We start from the raw sequence: 19,896 nt of genomic DNA on the forward strand, positions 1-19,896 counted from the left end.
AAATACTGGGAAATACTGGAACTGTTGATACCCTCGCGCCATGAGTGACCCGCTGGACGAGCTGGAGCGGCGGATCGACGAGCTCCGGGCCGGCGTGCGCAGGGCCATGCGCGTCAAGGACGGCGCGACGGCGCGCGTCCTGCGTGCCGAGCTGCGCGCCGCCGAGCGCGCCTGGGACGCCCTGGTGAGCGGCGAGCAGCCGCGCGCCAAGGCGGAAGGGCCCCGGCTGGTCACCGTGCGCGAGCAGGTGCACCAGGCGCTCGCGCTGCTCGGGGCCGCCGCGCAGCCGCGCCTGGTGGTGGCGGTCAGCGGCGCGTTCTTCGCCGGCACCATCCGCAGCGCCCAGCTCACCAGCCTGCGCCGCGACGAGGAGCGCTCGTTTCGGTCCACGCCGCACGGCAGGCCGTACTACCTGTGCGCGGCGCTGACCGACCGCCTCTCCCCCGCCCGCGGCCTGCTGACGCTCAGCACGTGGCCGCTGGAACGGCGGGTGGTCGGCCCGCTCAGCCCCCGCGTCGACTTCCTGACCTGCGCCGTCGCGGTGGCCTCGCACGACAGCGAGGACGAGCGGGCCCTGCGCTTACTGGCGCGCATGGCCAGGAACGTGCCCGGCGCCACGGCCACCGACCTCGGGCCGCCCGACCGCCGGCGGATCGCCGAGGCGGCCAGGGCCGAGCTGGCGGTGCACGCAGAACGCGACACGCGCGACCGCGCCGAGCTGGCACGACGCGCCACATCCCAGCTCGGTGACGTGGCCAGGCTCTTCGGCGCCGCTACGCTGGGCACGATCAAGGAGGAGACAGCGACGTGAGCGGCTTGAGACGCGAGGACGGCCCGGCCCACCGGCTCGACGCGCTGCGCGGCACGACGCCGCCCAAGCCGCACGACGCCAGAGCGATCGCGGCCCTGGCCGCCAACCCCGGCTGCACCCGCCGGGCCCTCATGGACGGCGCCGGCGTCGACAAGGACGCCGCCGCCCGCCACCTGGGCTTCCCCGCCCCGTTCGGCCAGTCGCCGTTCGCGATCACCCGCGGGAACGCGTTCGAGGCGCTGGTGAAGGCCGACGGCTGCGCCGAGCTGCTGCGCATGCTGCGCGAGGTGCTGCACCTGCCGGTCGCCGAGGTGGCCTACCACGACGTGGAGAACGTCGGCGCGCACCTGCGCCACACCCACACCCGCGCCCTGTTCGACCGGGCGGCGCGCGGCGACCAGGACGCCGGCACGCTGTTCGACCACCCGCTGCTCAGCCTGGAGATCGCCGGCCACACCGCGTTCCTCGAACCCGACGTGGTGGCCTTCCAGCTCGGCGGGCGCTTCCACGTGGTGGAGATCAAGTCTTTCGCGGTGGTCGACGGGCAGGCCGAGCCGGCCGCGGTGGCCGCCGCCGCCCGCCAGGCCGCCGTCTACGTGCTGGCGCTGCGCACGATGCTGGCCGAGCTGGGGCACGACCCGCTCGCCGTCTCCCACGACGTGGTGCTGGTGTGCCCCGAGAACTTCGCCAACCGGCCGGTGGCGACCCTGGTCGACGTGCGCAGGCAGCTCGCCGTGCTGCGCCGCCAGCTCACCCGGATGACCGGCCTCGACCGGCTGCTCGCCGCGCTGCCCGACGACCTCAGCTTCGACCTGCGGCCCGGCGAGGACGGCCGGCCCACTCGCCCGGTGGCCGAGCTGGCCGACGCGCTGCGCAGGACCACCGCCCGCTACGCCCCCGACTGCCTGTCGGCGTGCGACCTGTGCTTCTTCTGCCGGGACGAGGCCCGCCAGGAGGGCGCCTCCGACCTGCTCGGCCGCCAGGTGCGCGACGAGCTGGGCGGGGTCGCCTCGGTGGCCGAGGCGCTGGGCCTGGCCGACGGCCTGCGCGACCCGGCCGACGGCCAGGAGGAGATCGCCGGCCTGCTCCGCAACGCCGAACGCCTGCGCAGGGAGTGCCTCAGTTGAGCCTGCTCACCTCGCTCGCCCGGCTGCGCGCCCTGCGGGAGGGGATCGCCCAGCCCGTCGCCACGGTCCGCCACTGCCACGTGGGCGCGCGGCCGATGGTGTTCATCCCGCTCAAGCTGTCGGGCGAGGCCGCCGCGCCGCTGGCCGCCATGCTGGGCACCGACCGCGACCGGCCGCGCCTGCTCGTCGTCACCCAGCCGCGCAACCGCGACCTGCGCTTCGCCTGGGCCGCCGAGCTGGCCGGGGTGCTGCTGCCGTACGTCGAGGGGTTCACCGCCGACACCGAGACGGTCGAGCGCAAGAACTCCGACCCCTACGAGCGGTCGCTCGACGCGCCGCAGCTCGTCCTGCCGAACCTGGCGGGCGTCGGCTTCACCAGGCTGCTCGGCCGCTCCACGCGCTTCCGCAGGCCCGACGGGCCCTACCCGGTGCCGCCCGAGGTGCCGCTGCTGGGGCGGTGGCTGACGTACTTCGCCGAGCGGGCGGCCTACCCGGGCTCGTCGCTGACGCTGGCCGCGACCGAGGAGCTGGGCCGCCACTGGGCCAGCGGGCAGAGCGCGCTGGAGGACGCCAACCTGGCCGCGCTGCTGTCCTGGATCACCCAGGGGCCCTCCGACGACGCCGAGGACCCGCTGATCTGGCCGCCCGCCGGGCCCGCGACCGATCCGGGCTTCGACGCCGAGGTGCTCGCGCCGGCCATCGACAGCGAGTCGCCCGAGCGGGTCGCCGAGGCGCTGCGCACCCAGCTCGAACCCACCTGGCGGCTGATGTGGCAGGCGCTCGACCTGCTGGCCGGGCTGGAGCCGGGCGCGAGCGTGGCCCAGCGCTGGGAGCAGGACCGCGGCTCGTTCAGCGCCATGGCCGCCCACATCGCCGAGGGCGCGCCGCCGCAGGCCAGGCGCGACGGCGCGGTGGCCGCCGCGGCCAAGCTGGCCCGCATGGAACGTGCCCAGGCCGCCTACGACGTGCAGCGCGCCTACGACGACCCGCTGGTGATGGCCGAGTACCGGCTGACCGGCGAGGCGTTCGCCGGCGAGGTGGTCGAGACCGTCCCCGACAATGTCGAGGGCGAGGGCCGCTCGCGCAAGCTGCGTCCGCTGGTGGTGCTCAAGACCGACGACCCGGTACGCCTGCCGCCCGGCGCCTCGCTCGGCACCCCGCAGCGCCGCGGCCAGGGCGCCGAGCTGGTGGAGGCGCACGGCGGGCTGATCACCCTGAAGATCACCAAGGGCATGGGCCGCGGGAAGACGCCCGCCCCCGGCGCGGTGCCGGAGATCGGCGAGCGGGTCTGCTACACCTCGCTGACCGACGACTTCCAGGGCTCGCCGGCGCTGCCCGAGGCCGAGGCCACGCCGTGGACGCACGGCGGGCCGCCGCAGGAGTACATCCCCGACGACGAGGACGCCCAGGAGGAATGGTCGTGAGCGAGAGCCCGGAGCAGGTGATCGCGAACGTCCTGGCCGACCTGCCCAGGAACCGCGGCGTCGTGGTGGACTCCCCGCCGGGCGCGGGCAAGTCCACGCTGGTCGTGCGCGCGGCCGCGCACATCGCCGCCACCGGCGAGCCGCTGATGATCGTCGCCCAGACGAACGAGCAGGTCGACGACCTGGTGGCCCGCATCTCCGACAAGCACCCGCACCTGAAGGTCGGGCGGCTGTCGGCCGGCGGGTACGTCCCCCACCCGCGCATGCTGGAGCTGGCCGGCGTCACGATCGGCACCAGGATCCAGGACCTCGGCGACCCCGACATCGTCATCGCCACGGCCGACAAGTGGGCGTGGATCTCCGGCCGGGTGTGGCCGTGGGCGATCGTGGACGAGGCGTACCAGATGCGCTCGGACAAGCTGCTGCGCATCGCGGGGCTGTTCGAGCGGGCGCTGTTCGTCGGCGACCCCGGGCAGCTCGACCCGTTCTCGATCGTCGACGGCGACCGCTGGTCGGGGTTGTCGTGGGACCCGTTGCAGAGCGCGGTGGCGGTGCTGCTGCGGCACAACCCGGAGCTGCCGGTCCACCGGCTGCCGGTGTCCTGGCGGCTGCCCGCCTCGGCCGCGCCGGTGGTGTCGAAGGCGTTCTACCCGTTCACCGGGTTCCGGTCGGGCACCTCGGCGTGCGACCGGCGGCTCGAACTGACCGCGGGCGGCATGGGCACCGTGCACGACCGCGCGCTGGAGGAGGCCGCCCGGTCGGGGTGGGCGCTGCTGGAGCTGCCCGAGCGGCACACCGTGCGCACCGACGGCGAGGCCGTGCAGGCCGTGGCGCTGCTGGCGGCGCGGCTGCTGCAGCGCGGCGCGGTGGCCGCCTCCGAGCAGGGCGAGCGGCCGGTGACCGCCGACCGGATCGCGGTCGGGGCGGCCCACCGCGACCAGGTGGCCGCGATCAGGGCCGCCGGGCTGCCGCCGGAGATCACCGTCGACACCGCCAACCGCCTCCAGGGCCGCGAGTACGACGTGACGATCGTGCTGCACCCGCTGTCGGGCCGCCGCGACGCCACCGCCTTCCACCTGGAGTCGGGGCGGCTGTGCGTGCTGGCCTCACGTCATCGGCACGCCTGCGTGATGGTGGCGCGGGCGGGCATCGCCGAGCTGCTGGACGCCCACCCGTCGGCCGAGCCGGTGCAGCTCGGGGTGCCGGTGAAGTTCCCCGACGGCTGGGAGGCCAACCAGTCGGTGCTGGAGCACCTGGCCCGCCACCGGGTCTGAAGGGAGCCGGTGGCGGGACGCCGTCACACGCGGCGCCGCCAGACGTCGATGGCCAGCACGCGGCGCATGCCCGCCGACTCGTACAGGCCCAGCGCGGGGGTGGTGTTGTTGCTGTCCACGTGCAGGATCGTGCCCTTGCGACCTCTGGCGGCGTCGGCGGCGAAGGCGTGCCGGAGCAGGAAGCGGCCCAGGCCGCGGCCGCGGAAGCCCGGGTGCACGGCGAGCGTGGCGACGTAGCCGCAGTCTTCGTCGGGGACGAACTGGTTGCTGCCGATCAGCACGCCGGCGGGCTCCCCGTCGATCCTGGCCAGGGTGAGCTGGCTCCAGTCGGTGACGCTCATCGCCTGGCGGCGCTCGTACCAGTGGTCGTAGTCGACCGGGACGAAGCCGAAGTGCTCGGCGAAGCCGATCTGGTGCACCTGGTGCGCGGCGCGACGGGTCTGCTCGTCCTCGCCGGTGTGCAGGGTGAGGCCGGGCGGCGGGGCGGGCGCCTCGACCGGGGCCGCGTGGTCGGCGCGCATGCGGTGGAAGCTGGTGCCGGGCTCGAAGCCCTGCTCCTTGGCGTAGGACTGCTTGTCCTGGTCGGCGCGGTAGATGCCGATGTCGAGGGTGACGCCGTCGTGGCCGCGCTCGGCGCCGAGCTCGCGGGCGCGGGCGGTGACCGTGCGCCACAGCTCCTGCCGCAGGTCGTCCAGGCCAGGGCGGGTGACGACCTCGATGTTGACCAGGTCGCTGTCGCCCACCCGGCAGGCCCAGGCCCAGCCGGTCAGGCGGCCCGTCTCGTCGCGGGCCAGCCAGCCGTCCCTGTCGAGGTCGAAGCCCGGCTCGGCCAGCTCGTCGGCGATGTCGTCGAGCGTCATGTCGGGCGACCCGATGACCTCGGTGTCGTAGGCGGCGACCAGCTCGTGGATGGCCGCGGCGTCGTCGACCCGGGGGCGGCTCAAGATGTGCATGGGGAGGATTGTCCACACTTCACCCACCCCGGCGCCTCCCATTTTTCCCGGGGTGGCTAGGCTGGGCCGGGTGGTCGACAGGAAGCCGCTGCACATCGAGGTCGCCACGCCCGACGCGACGACCGTAGCGCTCGCCCTGTCCGGCGACCTCGACTACGAGTCCGTCAGCCGGCTGGGCGACTTCCCCATCGCCGCCGGTTGCACGGCGATCGACGTCGACCTGTCCCGGCTGACCTTCGTCGACTCCTCCGGCCTGGCCGGGCTCGTCCGCCTCCACCTGCGCGCCGCGGACGCCGGCGCCACCGTACGGGTGGTGGCGCTGACGCCCTACCTGCGCAGCCTGTTCCTGCTGACGGCGATCGACCGGCTGTTCAGCCTGCCGCCGGGCTGACCGCCTCCTGCGGGGCCGCCTCGGCGGGAGCGCCGCCGCGCAGCGGGATCTCCTTGATGAAGGCCGCCAGCAGCGGCACCACGACGGCGAAGGCGATGGCCCACCAGAACACGCCGGAGATGGAGGTCGCCAGCGACTCCAGGATCCCGGTGCGCATCTGCGGGGCGAGCTGTTCGAGCTGCTTGGGGTCCATCCTGGCGCCGCCGCCCGAGGTCATGCGCTCGGCCGCCTGGGCGCCGAAGCGGCCGGTCAGCTCCGACAGGTAGTGGTTGTTGAAGATCGCGCCGAACAGCGAGACGCCGAACGAGCCGCCGATCGACCGGAAGAACGTGGTGGCGCTGCTGGAGACGCCGAGGTCCTTCTGCTCGACGCTGTTCTGCGCGATGAGCATGGTGGTCTGCATGAGGAAGCCCATGCCGAGGCCGAGCACGGCGATGTAGAGGCCGGTCTGCCAGGAGGCCGTGTCGACGCCCATCGTGGACAGCAGCCACATGCCCGCGGCCATGCCGACGCCGCCGATGATCGGGTAGATCTTGTACTTGCCGGTGCTGGTGATGGCCTTGCCGACGAACAGCGACACGACCATGGCCGCGGCCATCATGGGCAGCAGCAGCAGGCCGGAGTTGGTGGCCGTGGCGCCCTGCACGGTCTGCTGGAACAGCGGCAGGAAGTTGATCGCGCCGAACATGGCGAAGCCGAGCAGGAAGCCGATGCCCGAGATCAGGGTGAAGTTGCGGTTGCGGAACAGCTGGAGCGGCATGATGGGCTCGGCCACGCGGCGCTCGACCACGATGAAGCCGGCCAGGAAGACCACGGCGACCGCGATCAGGGTGAGGATCTGCCAGGAGCCCCAGGTGTACTCGTTGCCGCCCCAGGTGGTGATGAGCACCATCGCGGTGATGCTGACCGACAGCAGGACCGCTCCGGCCCAGTCGATGCGCACCTTGTTGTGCGTGCGCGGCAGGTGCAGGTTGAGCACGAGCAGGACCAGCGCGACCGCGCCGACCGGCAGGTTCACGTAGAAGGCCCAGCGCCAGTCGAGGTGGTCGGTGATGAAGCCGCCGACGAGCGGGCCGGCGATCATCGCCAGCGACATGACGCCGGCCATGATGCCCTGGTACTGGCCGCGCTCGCGGGGCGGCACCAGGTCGCCGATGATGGCCATGACGTTGACCATGAGGCCGCCGGCGCCGAGGCCCTGGATCGCGCGGAAGGCGATCAGCTCGGTCATGCCGTCGGCGGGGCCGCCGAGCATGGAGGAGCCGGCCATGCCGCACAGCGCGGAGCCGATCATGAAGATGACGACCGAGGTGATGAAGATGGTCTTGCGGCCGTACAGGTCGCCGATCTTGCCCCAGATCGGCGTCGAGACGGTCGTGCCCAGGACGTAGGCGGTCACCACCCACGACAGATGGGTCAGGCCCCCTAACTCGCCCACGATGCGCGGCATGGCCGTGCCCACGATCATGTTGTCCAGCATGGCCAGCACCATGGCCAGCATCAGGCCCGGCAGGACGACCATGACCTCGCGGCGCCGTCCGACTGCCTCCGCCACTGCACACCCCCAGTTGTGATCTTGCTTACTTGCCGACCGGCAAGCTTAGAATAAGCTAGATACTTACTTGCCGACCGTCAAGTCGAAATCAAGGTGCAAAGTGCGGGAAGACACGCGGGCGCGGATCCAGGAGATCGCGCTGAAACTCTTCACGGAGCAGGGGTACGAGGCGACCTCGCTGCGCGAGATCGCCGAAGAGCTGGGCGTGACCAAGGCCGCGCTGTACTACCACTTCAAGACCAAGGAGGACATCATCGGCAGCCTGGTCGACCTCCGGGTCGCCGAGCTGCGGGAGCTGCTGGAGTGGGCCAGGAGCGCGCCGAAGACGCCCGAGACCCGCCGCGAGCTGCTCGAACGCTACGCCGAACGGCTGCGCCAGCCCCGTTACCTGGCCGTCGCCCGCTTCCTGGAGAGCAACCAGACGGCGATGCGCAACCACCCCCAGCTCGCCAAGATGCGCGACACGATGATGGAGCTCACCGCCGAGATGAGCGACCCCGGCGCCACGCCCACCGAGCGCATCAGCCGCTCGCTGGCGCTGTTCGCGCTGCACGCCGGCAAGTGGCTGTCGATGGCCGGCGAGGGGCTGACCGAGGAGGAGATCGACAAGGCGTGCATGGAGGTGGCGCTGCGGCTCGTGGAGCAGTAGCGACCCCTGTGGCACTTCGACGGCGGCGCGGACGATTGGCACGCGGGATCCGGGGCAGAAGGCTCGCACGCATCCAGACGGGAGGAGACGCAGTGGAGGCGACGATAGCGCTCCGACTGCCCAGGGATGCGGCGAGCGTCCCGCTGATCAGGCAGATGCTGGACGGCACGCTGCGGTCGCTCGGCGTCGAGGCCCAGATTCGCGACGACATCGAGCTGATGCTGACCGAGGCGTGCGCGAACGTGGTCAAGCACGCGACGCCCAGCGACGACTACACCGTCAGCGCCTGCGTGCACGACGACCTGTGCGTCATCAAGGTCGTCGACACGGGGGGCGGTTTCGATCCGAACAAGGTGATCGAACCCGGCCCGGGGGCCGAGCACGGCCGCGGACTGCAGATCATGCGCGCGCTCGCCGACGACATCCGCTTCACCAACGTGCGCGAGAACGGGGCGATGGTCTGCCTGGAGAAGAAGCTGCGCTTCACCCCCGGGGCGGCGGGACAGCATCTCATCGCCAGGTGACCCGCACACCGGGGCCGGGGGGGGGGGGCGGGCCGGCCCCCCCCCCCCGGGGCCCCCCCCCCCCCCCCGCCGCGTAGCAGTGTGCAGGCCTGCGCGCAGAGGCGGGCGGGGCGGCGGGCCCCCCCCCCCCCGGGGGGCGGCGGCCCCCCCCCCCCCCCCGGGGCCCCCCCCCCGGGGGGCCCGGCCCCCCGCCCCCCCCCCCCCCCGGCCCTTTCACTGCTCGTTCCTCACTGTTCGTTGCCGGAGACGGCGGTCGTGGTGAGGCCGGAGGGCCTGCGTACGCGGGCGCTCCGGCCGGGACGGCTCACGTCGGGACGCCGGTCGCCCCCGCGGATCACGGGCGCGAGCCGGAGACGGCGGCTCACCAGGGGCGTGCCGCCGCTCAGCTTCGCCCGCAGCCGCGCGGGCGCCTCGGGGGCGCTGAGTTTCAGCGTCAACCGTGCCCCTCGGCGGGTCAGCCGCCGCCACAACGTGTGCCAGTCCACCATCGTTCCGGCCAGCGCGGCCATCGCCAGCATCGCGACCACCGCGATGACCAGGACGGCCAGGACGATGAGGACGAAGACGATCACCAGGGAGCCGATCGTACCGAGGACTGTCAACATTGGGCGAAAAGTGCCCGCTCACCAGCGAACTATGCCAATTTTTTGGGATATATCGGCCTTACTCGGCAATCCCCGTCGACTGGTCCAGCCGTCCGGGCAGGAGGTCGAGCCGGCGCAGTATCACGCCCTCGCGCAGCGCCCACGGGCACACCTCCAGCCGCTCCACCTCGAACAGGTCCATGGCGGCGTCGGCCACCAGCGCCCCGGCCGCCAGTTGCGCGGCCCTGCCCTCGGACACCCCGGACAGCGCGGCCCGCTCGGCGGAGCTCATGCCGGTCAGCCTGGCCGCCCAGGACGCCATGTCGGCGCGGGAGAGCGCGCGCGAGACGTACGGGCCCTCGCTGGAGGCCGGCGCGCCGGCGATCCTGGCGAGCTGCTTGAAGGTCTTGGAGGTGGCCACGGCGCGGTCGGGCTCGCCGTACCTGGCCACGTCGCCGACCGTGCGGGCGATCTCCGTACGGACGTGCTTGCGCAGCTTGCGCACCTCCTCGGCGGAGGGCGGGTCGCCGGTGAACCAGTCGCGGGTCAGCCGCCCGGCGCCGAGCGGCAGCGACACCGCGACGTCGGGCTCCTCGTCCACCCCGGCGGCGATCTCCAGCGAGCCGCCGCCGATGTCGAAGGCCAGCAGCCGCCCGGACGACCACCCGAACCACCGGCGCACCGCGAGGAACGTCAGCCGGGCCTCGTCGCGCCCGGACAGCACCGCGATGTGCACGCCGCAGCGCTTGTCGATCTCGGCGAGCACGTGCTCGCCGTTGGCCGACTCGCGCACGGCCGAGGTGGCGAAGGCGAGCAGGTCCTCCACCCCCTTGTCCTCGGCCAGGCGCACCGCCTCCTCGACGAACGCGCCGAGCCGTTCGATGCCCTCGGGCGCGAGCCGGTTGTCCGCGCCCAGGTACTGGGTGAGGCGCAGCTCTTCCTTGTGGGAGTAGGCGGGCATGGGCCGCGCGCCCCGGTGGGCGTCGACGACGAGTAAATGGACGGTGTTCGAGCCGATGTCCAGCACGCCTAGTCGCATGGGAAAACGCTACCGGTCTGCGGCTTTTCGGGCGAAGTCGGCTCCGCCCCGGCCGAGCCGGGCACACGGGCTTCCGCCGCGCGGCCATAGTCTGATCGCATGTCACGAACCCTGCGACTGCTGATCACCGGCGGCGGCACCGGCGGTCACACCTATCCGGCCCTGACGACCCTGTCGGCCGTCCAGCGACGTCAGGTGCCGCACGACGTGCTGTGGGTGGGCACGGAGAACGGCCTGGAGGCCCGGATCACGGCCGAGCACGGCATCCCGTTCAAGGCGATCACCACGGGCAAGCTGCGCCGCCGTCCGAACCTCAAGGAGCTCGGCACCAACATCGCCGACGTGTTCCGCATCCCCGTCGGGGTGTTCCAGGCGGTGGGGCACGCCGCCCGCTACCTGCCCGACGTGGTGCTGTCCACCGGCGGGTACGTGGCGGTGCCGATCGGCGTGGCGGCCAAGCTGATCCGCCGCCCGCTGGTCATGCACGAGCAGACGACCGTGGTGGGCCTGGCCAACCGCATCCTGGCCCGGCTGGCGACCCGGATCGCGCTGTCGCACGAGTCGTCGCTGGAGCACCTGCCGCCGTCGGCGCGGGCCAAGGCCGTGGTGACCGGCAACCCGGTGCGTCCGGAGCTGCTGCAGGGCAACCGGGCGGCGGCCTACGACCTGTTCGGGCTGACGTTCGAGGTGCCGCTGATCTACGTGACCGGCGGGGCGCAGGGCAGCAAGCAGATCAACACGCTGATCGCCGAGATCCTGCCGCGGTTGCTGCCGCACGCGCAGGTCGTCCACCAGTGCGGGCCGGCCTGGATCGACCAGATGCGGGCGGTCGAGGTGCCGCCCGGCCTGGCCGACCGTTACCACCCGGTGCCGTACGTGGGGGCCGAGCTGCCCGACCTGTTCGCCGCGGCCGACGTGGTGATCTCGCGCAGCGGCGCGGGCACGGTGTCGGAGCTGACCGCGATCGGCAAGCCGTCGCTGCTGATCCCGCTGATCCCGACCGGCGGCGACGAGCAGCGCAAGAACGCCGGTTACCTGGTCTCGGCGGGGGCCGCGCGGGCGCTGCTGGAGCCGCGGCCGACGGCCGAGCAGCTGCTGGCCGAGCTGATGCCGATGCTGGCCGATCCCGGGCTGCGCGCGGCGATGGCGCAGGCGGCGGCCAAGCTGGGCCGCCTCGATGCCGCCGACGCCCTGTGCGACCTGCTCCTGGAGGCCGCCCACGGCGGCGGCTCCCCCGCCCCACACGGCCACGGCGGTCAGGGCTTCGGCGGGCAGGGCTTCGGGGTCCAGGGCGGTCAGGGTTCCGGGGGGCCCGGCTCCAGGTAGCGGAAGGCCTCGTGGGCGGAGCTGACGCTCCGCCTGAGCGCCTGGTCCAGGCGGTCGGCGTCCTCGGTCAGGCGGGTCAGCTCGTCCATCGCGGCCTCGCCCGCGCCGGTCTCGGCGACGAGCTCCTCGTACTCGTGCAGCCGCGCGTGCAGCTCGGCGATCTGCTGCCGGGCCCGGTAGGCGCGTTCGGCCTCGGCCACGTTGGCGGCGTACCGCTCCAGGGCCTCCACCCGGGCCACGACGGCCTGCTCGCTGCTGTCCAGCGCCCTGGTGAGAGGTTCGGCCACGGCCGCGACCTCGGGCGCGTTCTCCCCCGACAGGGTCTGCCGGTGCCTGGCGCGCAGGCCGGACAGCTTGGCCAGCAGGCGGGCGATCTCCCACTCCTGGGCGGGCAGCATCACCGCGTTGCGCACGTCGTCCAGCAGCCCTTCGAGGTTGACCCGTGACTGCGACACCGTGGCGACCGCCCGCTGGGCCCGGCGCAGCAGCCTGCGCGAGGACTCGTCGAGGTCGTCGAGGAGCACGTACCGGCCCTCGTGCCGGACGGCCTGGGCGTGCACCCGCCGCTCGTGCTCGGCCTCCTCGCCCTCCGGCGTCTCGGTGCGGACGAACGTCACGATCATCAGGGGGATGGCGAGGAGCACGAGCAACAGCGGCCCCAGGGAGCGGCCGAGCCCTCCGGCGCCCAGCAGCAGGCCGAGGCAGACGGTCGCCCCGCAGACCGCGCCGAGCCGCCAGTACGGCCCGGCGGGCAGGCTCGGGCCGTCCGGGACCCAGCCCCTGCGCGTCCTGAGCAGCAGCCGCCGGTTGTCCCTGAGCAGCCGCGCGTCGGCCGGCGGCACGCCGGGATCGACGATCACGTCGGCCATGATGTCGGATCGGATGGGGATTCACCTCCTGCGAGGGCGGTTCCGCCCGGCCACCGGCATGTCAGCTCTCCAGGTACCGGAACGCCTCGTGGGCCGACCGCACGCTGCGCCGCAACACCTGCTCCAGGTGGTCGGCGTCCTCGGCGAGCCTGTCGATCTCCGGGACGGCCAGCGCGTCGGCGCCGGTCTCGGCCAGCAGCTCCTCGTAGCGCGGCAGGCGGGCGCGCAGCTCCTCGATCTGGCCGCGGGCGTGGTAGGCGCGTTCGGCCTCGGCGACGTGCCCGGCGTAACGTTCCAGGGCCTCGACGCGGGCGATCATGGCGGCCTCGCTGGTGGCCAGGGCCCGGTCCAGCGGCTCGATCACGGCGGCCACCTCGGGGGCGATGCCCCGGGACACCAGGGCGGCGTGCTCGGCGCGTAAGGCCGACAGCTTGGCCAGCAGGCGGGCGATCTCCCACTCCTGGGCGGGCAGCATGAGCGCGTTGCGGGCATCGTCGAGCAGGCCCTCGGCGTTGACGTGCGAGCGCAGCACCGAGCCGATGGCTTGCTGCGCCCTGGTCAGCACGTCCGCGGCGGCCCGGTCGAAGTCCTCGGGCAGCAGGTAGCGGTCCCGGTACGGGCGGGCCCGCTCGTACACCTCGCGGTCGCGCGAGACGTCGTGCTCGGGCAGCTCGCTGATCGAGGCGATCTTGACCAGCACGATGAAGACGAACGTGCCCAGCAACGTGAACCCGGCCGCCGGGTGGGACAGGGCCAGCAGCACGGCCATGAGCGCGACCACCCCGGGCGTGGCGGCCAGCAGGGCCAGGCTGGAGACGTTCCGGCACCGGCCCGGGCGCGCGTCGGCCGGCGGCACCCAGCCCGACCGGATCCTGGACAGCAGCCGAGCGTTGGCCCGCAGCATCCCCGCGACCTCCGGAGGAACCCCCGGATCGACGACCACACCCACGCTCTGTCCCGGCACCTTGGCGCCCCCAACGCTCGCGATGCAGTGGATATTACGTATTTTTTCGCAAGGATGTCAGCCTCCGAAGGGTCAGGCCCGGAAACCCCCAGGTCCGTGCCCCCGTCCCCGTCCGTGCTTTCGTCACTGCCTCCATGACGACCAGGGCGGCGGACACGCAGGCGAAGGGGATGGCGGGCAGGACGTACCGGTGGTCGAAGTCGAGGGCCGCCACCGGGGCCAGCAGCAGGAACGCCGCCATCGTCCACGGCAGCAGGGCGGCGCGGCGGCGGCCGGCCGAGCCGAGGCCGCCGGCCAGGAGCAGCACGCCGAAGACCGTGCCGTGCAGGAACCAGGGGTAGGGGTAGGCGGCCAGGATCGAGGCGTACGGCTCGACGGAGCTCATGCCGTGGATGCCGGGGTCGTACTCCGAGCGCACCTTCGCGACGAGGGCCTGCCGCTCGGGCAGCGGCCAGGAGCCGCGGGGGAAGGTGGTGGACGGGTTCATCCGCCGGGGGTGGGGCACCGGCGACCAGGTGAAGGCGAGTGAGGTGTCGCGGGCCACCTCGCGCAGGTAGTCCAGCGGCTGGGCGGCGATGGCGCGCAGGGCGAACGACCTGGCCAGGTCGTTGTGGGCGAACCGGTCGCCCGGGAGCCGGTTGAGCGAGGCGCCGGGGGCCCAGACGTACTCCGAGGCGGCGTCGGCGACGGTGCCGTTCGGGCAGAGCGGGGCCTCGGCGGGCGGCGGCTGGATGATCGAGCAGTCGGCGAAGGTCATGGTCCTGGCCCACAGGGCGACGCCGTCGGAGCCGCTGAGGGCGAAACGGCCGTGGTGCTGGGCGTACCAGCCGGCGTAGGCCGCCAGCGGCAGGGCGCCGGCCAGCACCAGCGCGGCCACCCGCCGCCAGGGCGCGCGGCGCAGCACCAGCCAGCCGGCCGCCAGGGCGAGCAGCGGCACGGCGGCCGTCCTGGTCAGCCCGGCCAGCGCGAGCAGCAGCCCGGCCGCCGCCGCGGCCCGCGCCGACGGCGCCCCGGGCAGGCCGCGCGGCGCGCCCGAGGGGGCGTGGCGCCACATCAGGACCACCAGCGCGGCGGTGATCAGGAAGATGACCTGGAGGTCCGACAGCACGGCGTGCTCCAGCCGGACGAAGGACGGGTCGAACAGCACCGGCACGGTCGCCAGGGCGGCCCCCCGGCCGGGCAGCGAGCGGCGGCGCAGCAACGCGTAGATCATCACGCCGATCCCCAGGCCCATGGCGTGCTGCACCCCGGCGACCAGCTCCACGCTGCGGAAGGGCCGCAGGGCCCACAGGAACCAGGAGTACCCGGCGGGGTGGAAGGCCGCCTGGGGCCGCAGGTGCACGGCGGTGTCCAGGTACGTGAAGGAGTCGTACCAGTAGAGCTGCGCCGTGTCGTACCCGAGCATGACCAGCACGCGCAGTGCGGCGGCGAGCGCCAGCACGCAGGCGAACAGCGCGTGGCCGCGCGGGCGGCGCGCGGCGGGCGCGAGCCGACGCGTCCCGGCCAGGATGGCTGCCATGACCTTCTCCCCCGTGGCCGACCGGGCCGGTCCCGGTCGCAGGGGAGGCAGTCCAGCGGGACGCCGATAACCTGAGCGTCACCGGAACTGGTTACGCCCGCGTTATGCGGCCTGGTCCAGACTTGCGGCATTTAAGATCTTTTTGGGGGCTACAGGTGCGGGTTCTGATCGCCGAGGACGAGCGCATGCTCGCCGACTCGATCGCCGAGGGGTTACGGGGCGAGGCGCTCGCCGTCGACGTCGCCTACGACGGGGAGGCGGCGCTGGAACGGCTCGGCGTGCACGACTACGACGTGCTGATCCTCGACAGGGACCTGCCGGGCGTGCACGGCGACGAGGTGTGCCGGACGGTGGTGGAGCAGGACCGGCTGGTCAGGGTGCTCATGCTGACCGCGTCCGGCGACGTGCGGGCGCGGGTGTCGGGGCTGTCGCTGGGGGCCGACGACTACCTGCCCAAGCCGTTCGCGTTCGAGGAGCTGGTGGCGCGGGTGCACGCGCTCGGGCGGCGCGCCCGCCGGGCCGATCCGCCGATGCTGGAGCGGGCGGGCGTGCGGCTGGACTGGGCCCACCGGCAGGTGTTCCGCGACGGCGTGTACGTCCCGCTGGCCCGCAAGGAGTTCGGCGTGCTGGCCGAGCTGCTGCGCGCCCAGGGCGCGGTGGTCTCGGCCGAGGAGCTGCTGGAGAAGGTCTGGGACGAGCACATCGACCCGTTCACCAACACCGTGCGGACGACGATGATGAAGCTGCGCAAGAAGCTCGGCGAGCCGCAGGTGATCGAGACCGTCCCGGGATCGGGGTACCGCGTCCCATGACCGTGCGCATGCGTTTCGCCCTGGCCTGCGCCGGGGTGTTCCTCTTCCTCGGCGCCCTGACGGTGACCGGGGTGTACTTCGTCGTCCGGTCGCAGCTGGAGTTCCGGGCCGACCTGGTCAGGCCCGACTCCTCCCGGCAGTACTTCTACGGCGACTCCTACGAGGTCGCCTACCGCCATGCGATGCGGGTGCGCGCGGCCTACCAGCGCGAGACGCTGAGCGGCGTGCGCACCGTGGGCGGGCTCATCGTGCTGGCCGCCACGGCCGGGGCCTTCGGAGTCGGCTGGCGGGCGGCGGGCTGGGTGCTGCGGCCGGTCAAGGCGGTCACCGAGACCGCCCGCCGGGTCGCCCAGAGCCACGACCTGACCGAGCGCATCGCCTACGAGGGCCCGCGCGACGAGGTCAAGGAGCTCACCGAGATCTACGACACCATGCTCGGCCGGCTGGCCCGCTCGTTCGACGGGCAGCGCCGGTTCGTCGCCAACGCCTCGCACGAGCTGCGCACCCCGCTGACGATCAACCGCACCCTGGTGGACGTCGCCGTCCGCCGCCCCGACGCCACCGACGACGTCAAGCGGCTCGGCGAGTCGCTGCTGCTGGTCAACGCCCGGCACGAACGCCTCATCGACGGCCTGCTGGCCCTGGCCGAGGGCGAGCAGGCGGTGCTGGACCGGCGGCCCTTCGACCTGACCGACGTCGCCGAGCACGTGCTCGACCAGGCCGGCGAGGAGGCGGCCGAGCGGGAGGTGACGATCCACCGGCTGCTGGACTCGGCGCCGACGACGGGCGAGGCGGTGCTGGTCGAGCGGCTGGTGCAGAACCTGGTGGAGAACGCGATCCGGCACAACCAGCCCAAGGGCGAGGTGTGGGTGACGACGCGGCGGCGGGCCGAGCAGGTCGAGCTGGTGGTGGCCAACACCGGGCTGCACGTGCCGCCGTACGAGATCGAGACGATCTTCCAGCCGTTCCGGCGGCTGCACGGCGACCGGCTGCGGTCGGAGCGGGGCAGCGGGCTCGGCCTGTCGATCGTGCGGGTCATCGCCGAGGCCCACAGGGGCACGGTGATCGCCAGGCCGCGCGACGAGGGCGGCCTGACGATCACCGTGGAGCTGCCCGTGGACCCGTCCGCGCCCTGACGGCCGTCGCGGGCCCCGGCGGACCCTGACATCCGGCGTGCCGCCGGTGGGTCAGTCGCCGCCCTGGCGGATCTGCCAGAGTTCCTCCTCCGGCACGCCCGCCTTGACCAGTTGCTCCCAGGTCGCCACCCGCTCGGTCGGGTCGGCCAGCACCAGGCCGAGCAGCGGGCGCAGCTCGGCGTGGTCGGCGCCGTCCGCGCGCCACAGCGCGCCCAGCGCCCGGTGCACCGCCGGGGACCGCACGGCCGCCGTCTCCACCAGCTCCCGCAGGACGGCCACCCGGTCGTGGAAGCGCAGCGCGCGCCCCTCCCCCACGGCCAGCATCAGCAGGTCGAGCAGCCTGCGGTGGCGGGGCGCGTGACCGGTGGCCGCGGCCACGATCGCGTCGCCCATGGCGGTGCCCTCGGCGCCGCCGAGGATCACCTCCTCCTGGCCGCGCCCGGCGACGCGGTGCGCCGACAGGGCGTGGACCAGGCCCGTCCAGCCCTCGTGCCCGAGCTGGCCCTTCCACAGGTGGCTGAAGGACGCCCAGCGGCCCAGCGGGTCGGGCCCGCCCAGGAGGTGCGAGACGGGCACGGGCTCCGGCGAGGCGGCCACGATGAGCAGCGCCAGGTTGGCCGAGTAGGCGGCCAGGCGGCGGGTGACGGGATGGCGTACCGGCTCGAAGCCGGTGAAGCAGCGGCGGCGGCGCTCGTACAGGGACCGGCGCAGCAGCCCGGCCAGGTGGGTCACGCACCGGGCGCGGACGGCCGCCGGCACCTCGTCCAGCAGCTCCAGGATGAACCCGACCGTCGGGCCGCGCTCGGCCAGGCAGGAGAACGACGTGACCGCGTAGAGCAGGTCGTCGTCCACGCTCTGGGCCAGGGCCAGCGGCTCGTCCCCGGCCAGGCGGCGGCGCCGGTCGAGGTCGCGCAGGGCGTACACGGTCAGCCAGGCGGTCAGGAACTCGCCGAAGGTGGAGTGGAGGAAGGAGTGGCCGTCCCGGCGGATGAAGAAGAAGCGCTCGGTGGCCCGGCGGGCCCAGTCGACGGGCGGGCGCGGCTCGTCGGGCTCGTCCTGGCCGCCTTCGCACAGGGCGGGCAGGTCGCGGGCGAGGTCCTCCTCGGTGATGACCTGCCGGCCGCGGGCGAGCATCGACAGGGCGACCGTGCCGAGCAGGACGAGCTCGCTGTCGATGGCCACCCGCTGCGGGGTGGCGGTCTCGCGTTCGGTGAAGTCGCGCAGCAGCACCTCGTACAGGCGGGCGCGGCCGATCGGGCGGTGCTCGCGCTGCAGGGCGTTGCCGCCGGCGTCGTAGAGCGCGAGCAGCAGCAGGAGCAGCGGCTGCCGGGCCATCTCGCCCTGGGCCAGCGCGGTCGCCGCGGGCAGGGGCTTCAGGTCGCGCCGGGCCAGCAGGGCGCGGTTGGCCTGGTCCCAGATGTCGAGCCACTGGCGCACCTGGTCGTCCTCGAACGGCTGGAGCTGCAGCGCCAGCAGCCCGTCGGGGAACCTGATGCGGTCGGCCACCACGGTCCGGCTGGTCACGATCACCACGACCGGCCGCCCCAGCGCGGCCTCGCGGCGCTGGAACTCCTGCAGGTGCCCGAGGTAGTCGTAGCGGTTGACGCCGCCCTGCAGCAGCTCGTCGAAGCCGTCGAGCAGGATCACCGGCAGCGCGCCGTCGCCCGCGGCGACCAGGTCGGCGTAGGCGACCTCCTCCTCCAGCACGGCGGCGACGGCCTGCTCGATCTGCTCGGCGACCGGCGCGCGCGGCGAGACGCGCGGCAGCTCCACCCTGATCGGCAGGAACTCCGACCTGGCCAGGCGGGCGCCGAGCACCTCGGTCAGCTTGGACTTGCCGGAGCCGGGCTCGCCGAGCACCAGCAGGGGCGCCTGGGTGGCGCGCAGCGAGGTGAGGTGGCCGACGAGGAACGCCTCGGCGTCGGGCAGCAGGCGCTGGTCGCGCCACCAGCCGACGGAGGAGGGGTCGGACTCGCGGGTCAGCTCGGCGACCCGGCAGCGCGGGCTGAGGTAGCCCTCGCCGAGCAGCGGGAGCGAGACGTCCTCGGGCAGCTTGCCGGCTGCCAGCAGGGGACGGTCGAGCGCGTTCGCGGCCATCCTGGCCCGGTGGATCATGGGACGGTCGCCGACCCGCGGCGGCGCCAGCTCGGCCAGCAGCCAGGCCACCCGCGACAGGCCGGTGCCCGGCGGCTGGCGGTCGGTGACCAGGCTGCGCACGCCGAACTCGTGGCTGTCCAGGGACAGCGAGCGGAAGTCCTCGTCGTAGATGCGCAGGGCGTGCGCGGGCGGGCCCTCGGCCAGCATGCGGGGTAACAGGAGCTGGTCGTCGACGGGCAGCTCGTCCCACACGCTGAGGCCGCCGACGAACCCGGCCATGGCCTCCGACATGCGCAGGTGGGCGCGTTCGACGGCCTGGCGGGTCTCGGCGAAGGGCACGTGCGGCTCGGGGGTGGGCAGGCGTTCCATGAGGAGCCCGGCCACCAGGCGGGCGAAGCGCTCGGGGGTGGGCACGCCGTGGGAGATCTTGTCGGCCCGGTCGAGCTGCTCCAGGGTGAAGGGCAGCTTGGCCTCCCCCAGCGCCTCGAACCAGGCCGAGACGACGATCACCGCGTGCGCGGCGGCCAGGCGCTGGGTGCGGGTGTAACGGTCCACGCCGCCCTTCAGCTCGGGCATCCTGCGGATGACCTCCTCGCCGTAGCGCACGACGTCGGACCGCAGGTCGGCCAGGCCCATGGTGAGCAGCCCGCCCCCGGCCAGCGCCCACCCGGTGCGGGCGGCGGCCGCGGCGAAGCCGACCACCTTGACGAGCCTGCCCTCCTTGCAGCCGAGCACCCTCAGGGCGTCGGCGTAACTCGGGGTCTCGATCATCAGCCTTCTCTCCGGGACCGGGAGGTCCCATCATGCGCCGGGAGGCGCCCCCGGCGCTGCCCGGACGCCCT

At 73.6% G+C, this 19,896-nt stretch carries 18 protein-coding genes; 10 read left to right on the forward strand and 8 right to left on the reverse strand.

All coding sequences use genetic code 11. The features are described 5' to 3' along the window. The first annotated feature begins 40 nt into the window (after positions 1-40). The 4 genes from ACIBQ8_RS07575 to ACIBQ8_RS07590 are packed head-to-tail and all read left to right on the forward strand — an operon-like array spanning position 41 to position 4,636. Positions 41-811 carry a hypothetical protein gene (locus ACIBQ8_RS07575; protein WP_397173990.1) on the forward strand — a complete coding sequence of 257 codons (771 nt, stop codon included), beginning with the start codon at positions 41-43 and terminating at the stop codon, positions 809-811. Next, positions 808-1,938, forward strand: a complete 1,131-nt coding sequence (locus ACIBQ8_RS07580; protein ID WP_397191465.1) for a hypothetical protein — start codon at positions 808-810, stop codon at positions 1,936-1,938. The genes ACIBQ8_RS07575 and ACIBQ8_RS07580 overlap by 4 nt, the downstream gene beginning before the upstream one ends. Then, positions 1,926-3,362, forward strand: a complete 1,437-nt coding sequence (locus ACIBQ8_RS07585; RefSeq protein WP_397191466.1) for a hypothetical protein — start codon at positions 1,926-1,928, stop codon at positions 3,360-3,362. The genes ACIBQ8_RS07580 and ACIBQ8_RS07585 overlap by 13 nt, the downstream gene beginning before the upstream one ends. Then, the gene (locus ACIBQ8_RS07590; RefSeq protein ID WP_397191467.1) at positions 3,353-4,636 is read left to right on the forward strand and encodes an AAA family ATPase; all 1,284 of its coding nucleotides are present in this window, start codon (positions 3,353-3,355) and stop codon (positions 4,634-4,636) included. Before ACIBQ8_RS07585 ends, ACIBQ8_RS07590 begins: the two co-directional genes overlap by 10 nt. Before the next feature lie 23 nt (positions 4,637-4,659). Here the strand turns inward: ACIBQ8_RS07590 and ACIBQ8_RS07595 are convergent, their stop codons facing one another. Further along, entirely contained in the window at positions 4,660-5,589 is a 930-nt protein-coding gene (locus ACIBQ8_RS07595; protein ID WP_397191468.1) for a GNAT family N-acetyltransferase, read from the reverse strand. A gap of 52 nt (positions 5,590-5,641) precedes the next feature. Between ACIBQ8_RS07595 and ACIBQ8_RS07600 the strand changes: the two genes are divergently transcribed. After that, the gene (locus ACIBQ8_RS07600; RefSeq protein ID WP_397173981.1) at positions 5,642-5,980 is read left to right on the forward strand and encodes an STAS domain-containing protein; all 339 of its coding nucleotides are present in this window, start codon (positions 5,642-5,644) and stop codon (positions 5,978-5,980) included. Here the strand turns inward: ACIBQ8_RS07600 and ACIBQ8_RS07605 are convergent. Continuing rightward, on the reverse strand, positions 5,961-7,535 hold the full coding sequence (locus tag ACIBQ8_RS07605; protein ID WP_397191469.1) for an MDR family MFS transporter: 1,575 nt from the start codon (positions 7,533-7,535) through the stop codon (positions 5,961-5,963). The genes ACIBQ8_RS07600 and ACIBQ8_RS07605 overlap by 20 nt on opposite strands. 100 nt (positions 7,536-7,635) lie before the next feature. Between ACIBQ8_RS07605 and ACIBQ8_RS07610 the strand changes: the two genes are divergently transcribed. Next, entirely contained in the window at positions 7,636-8,184 is a 549-nt protein-coding gene (locus ACIBQ8_RS07610) for a TetR/AcrR family transcriptional regulator (RefSeq protein WP_397173977.1), read from the forward strand. Between the two features lie 92 nt (positions 8,185-8,276). Next, positions 8,277-8,708 (forward strand): ATP-binding protein, encoded by a 432-nt coding sequence (locus ACIBQ8_RS07615; RefSeq protein WP_352350930.1) that lies wholly within the window; start codon positions 8,277-8,279, stop codon positions 8,706-8,708. A 227-nt stretch (positions 8,709-8,935) separates the two neighbouring features. Here ACIBQ8_RS07615 and ACIBQ8_RS07620 read toward each other — a convergent pair whose 3' ends face one another. Next, on the reverse strand, positions 8,936-9,313 hold the full coding sequence (locus ACIBQ8_RS07620; RefSeq protein ID WP_352331442.1) for a hypothetical protein: 378 nt from the start codon (positions 9,311-9,313) through the stop codon (positions 8,936-8,938). A gap of 58 nt (positions 9,314-9,371) precedes the next feature. Beyond that, positions 9,372-10,331, reverse strand: a complete 960-nt coding sequence (locus tag ACIBQ8_RS07625; RefSeq protein WP_397191470.1) for a Ppx/GppA family phosphatase — start codon at positions 10,329-10,331, stop codon at positions 9,372-9,374. Positions 10,332-10,430: 99 nt separating this feature from the next. Between ACIBQ8_RS07625 and ACIBQ8_RS07630 the strand changes: the two genes are divergently transcribed. After that, positions 10,431-11,657 (forward strand): UDP-N-acetylglucosamine--N-acetylmuramyl-(pentapeptide) pyrophosphoryl-undecaprenol N-acetylglucosamine transferase, encoded by a 1,227-nt coding sequence (locus ACIBQ8_RS07630; RefSeq protein WP_397191471.1) that lies wholly within the window; start codon positions 10,431-10,433, stop codon positions 11,655-11,657. Here the strand turns inward: ACIBQ8_RS07630 and ACIBQ8_RS07635 are convergent. The 3 genes from ACIBQ8_RS07635 to ACIBQ8_RS07645 form a co-directional block, all read right to left on the reverse strand. Next, a complete protein-coding gene (locus ACIBQ8_RS07635; protein ID WP_397173969.1) occupies positions 11,627-12,526 on the reverse strand; it encodes a hypothetical protein in 900 nt (299 codons plus the stop codon). The two genes, ACIBQ8_RS07630 and ACIBQ8_RS07635, sit on opposite strands and share 31 nt — an antisense overlap. A gap of 61 nt (positions 12,527-12,587) precedes the next feature. Then, positions 12,588-13,475 (reverse strand): hypothetical protein, encoded by an 888-nt coding sequence (locus ACIBQ8_RS07640; RefSeq protein ID WP_397173967.1) that lies wholly within the window; start codon positions 13,473-13,475, stop codon positions 12,588-12,590. A 49-nt stretch (positions 13,476-13,524) separates the two neighbouring features. After that, positions 13,525-15,009 carry a hypothetical protein gene (locus tag ACIBQ8_RS07645; protein ID WP_397191472.1) on the reverse strand — a complete coding sequence of 495 codons (1,485 nt, stop codon included), beginning with the start codon at positions 15,007-15,009 and terminating at the stop codon, positions 13,525-13,527. Between the two features lie 155 nt (positions 15,010-15,164). Here ACIBQ8_RS07645 and ACIBQ8_RS07650 point away from each other — a divergent pair, with 155 nt between their 5' ends. Both ACIBQ8_RS07650 and ACIBQ8_RS07655 read left to right on the forward strand, forming a co-directional pair. Beyond that, positions 15,165-15,821, forward strand: a complete 657-nt coding sequence (locus tag ACIBQ8_RS07650) for a response regulator transcription factor (RefSeq protein ID WP_397173963.1) — start codon at positions 15,165-15,167, stop codon at positions 15,819-15,821. After that, a complete protein-coding gene (locus tag ACIBQ8_RS07655; RefSeq protein WP_397173961.1) occupies positions 15,818-16,957 on the forward strand; it encodes a sensor histidine kinase in 1,140 nt (379 codons plus the stop codon). The genes ACIBQ8_RS07650 and ACIBQ8_RS07655 overlap by 4 nt, the downstream gene beginning before the upstream one ends. Before the next feature lie 51 nt (positions 16,958-17,008). Here ACIBQ8_RS07655 and ACIBQ8_RS07660 read toward each other — a convergent pair whose 3' ends face one another. Next, positions 17,009-19,825: an NACHT domain-containing protein gene (locus ACIBQ8_RS07660; RefSeq protein ID WP_397191473.1), complete on the reverse strand. Its 2,817-nt coding sequence runs from the start codon at positions 19,823-19,825 to the stop codon at positions 17,009-17,011. Positions 19,826-19,896 lie beyond the last annotated feature (71 nt).

The sequence above is a fragment of the Nonomuraea sp. NPDC049646 genome (assembly GCF_044465525.1).
Lineage (GTDB): Bacteria > Actinomycetota > Actinomycetes > Streptosporangiales > Streptosporangiaceae > Nonomuraea.

Bases quoted from the DNA above. Each gene is read 5' to 3' on its own strand.
- ACIBQ8_RS07575 (WP_397173990.1), top strand. From the start codon at position 41: ATGAGTGACCCGCTGGACGAGCTGGAGCGGCGGATCGACGAGCTCCGG.
- ACIBQ8_RS07595 (WP_397191468.1), bottom strand. From the start codon at position 5,589: ATGCACATCTTGAGCCGCCCCCGGGTCGACGACGCCGCGGCCATCCAC.
- ACIBQ8_RS07645 (WP_397191472.1), bottom strand. From the start codon at position 15,009: ATGGCAGCCATCCTGGCCGGGACGCGTCGGCTCGCGCCCGCCGCGCGC.
- ACIBQ8_RS07635 (WP_397173969.1), bottom strand. From the start codon at position 12,526: ATGGCCGACGTGATCGTCGATCCCGGCGTGCCGCCGGCCGACGCGCGG.
- ACIBQ8_RS07620 (WP_352331442.1), bottom strand. From the start codon at position 9,313: ATGTTGACAGTCCTCGGTACGATCGGCTCCCTGGTGATCGTCTTCGTC.
- ACIBQ8_RS07590 (WP_397191467.1), top strand. From the start codon at position 3,353: ATGGTCGTGAGCGAGAGCCCGGAGCAGGTGATCGCGAACGTCCTGGCC.
- ACIBQ8_RS07630 (WP_397191471.1), top strand. From the start codon at position 10,431: ATGTCACGAACCCTGCGACTGCTGATCACCGGCGGCGGCACCGGCGGT.
- ACIBQ8_RS07655 (WP_397173961.1), top strand. From the start codon at position 15,818: ATGACCGTGCGCATGCGTTTCGCCCTGGCCTGCGCCGGGGTGTTCCTC.
- ACIBQ8_RS07660 (WP_397191473.1), bottom strand. From the start codon at position 19,825: ATGATCGAGACCCCGAGTTACGCCGACGCCCTGAGGGTGCTCGGCTGC.
- ACIBQ8_RS07625 (WP_397191470.1), bottom strand. From the start codon at position 10,331: ATGCGACTAGGCGTGCTGGACATCGGCTCGAACACCGTCCATTTACTC.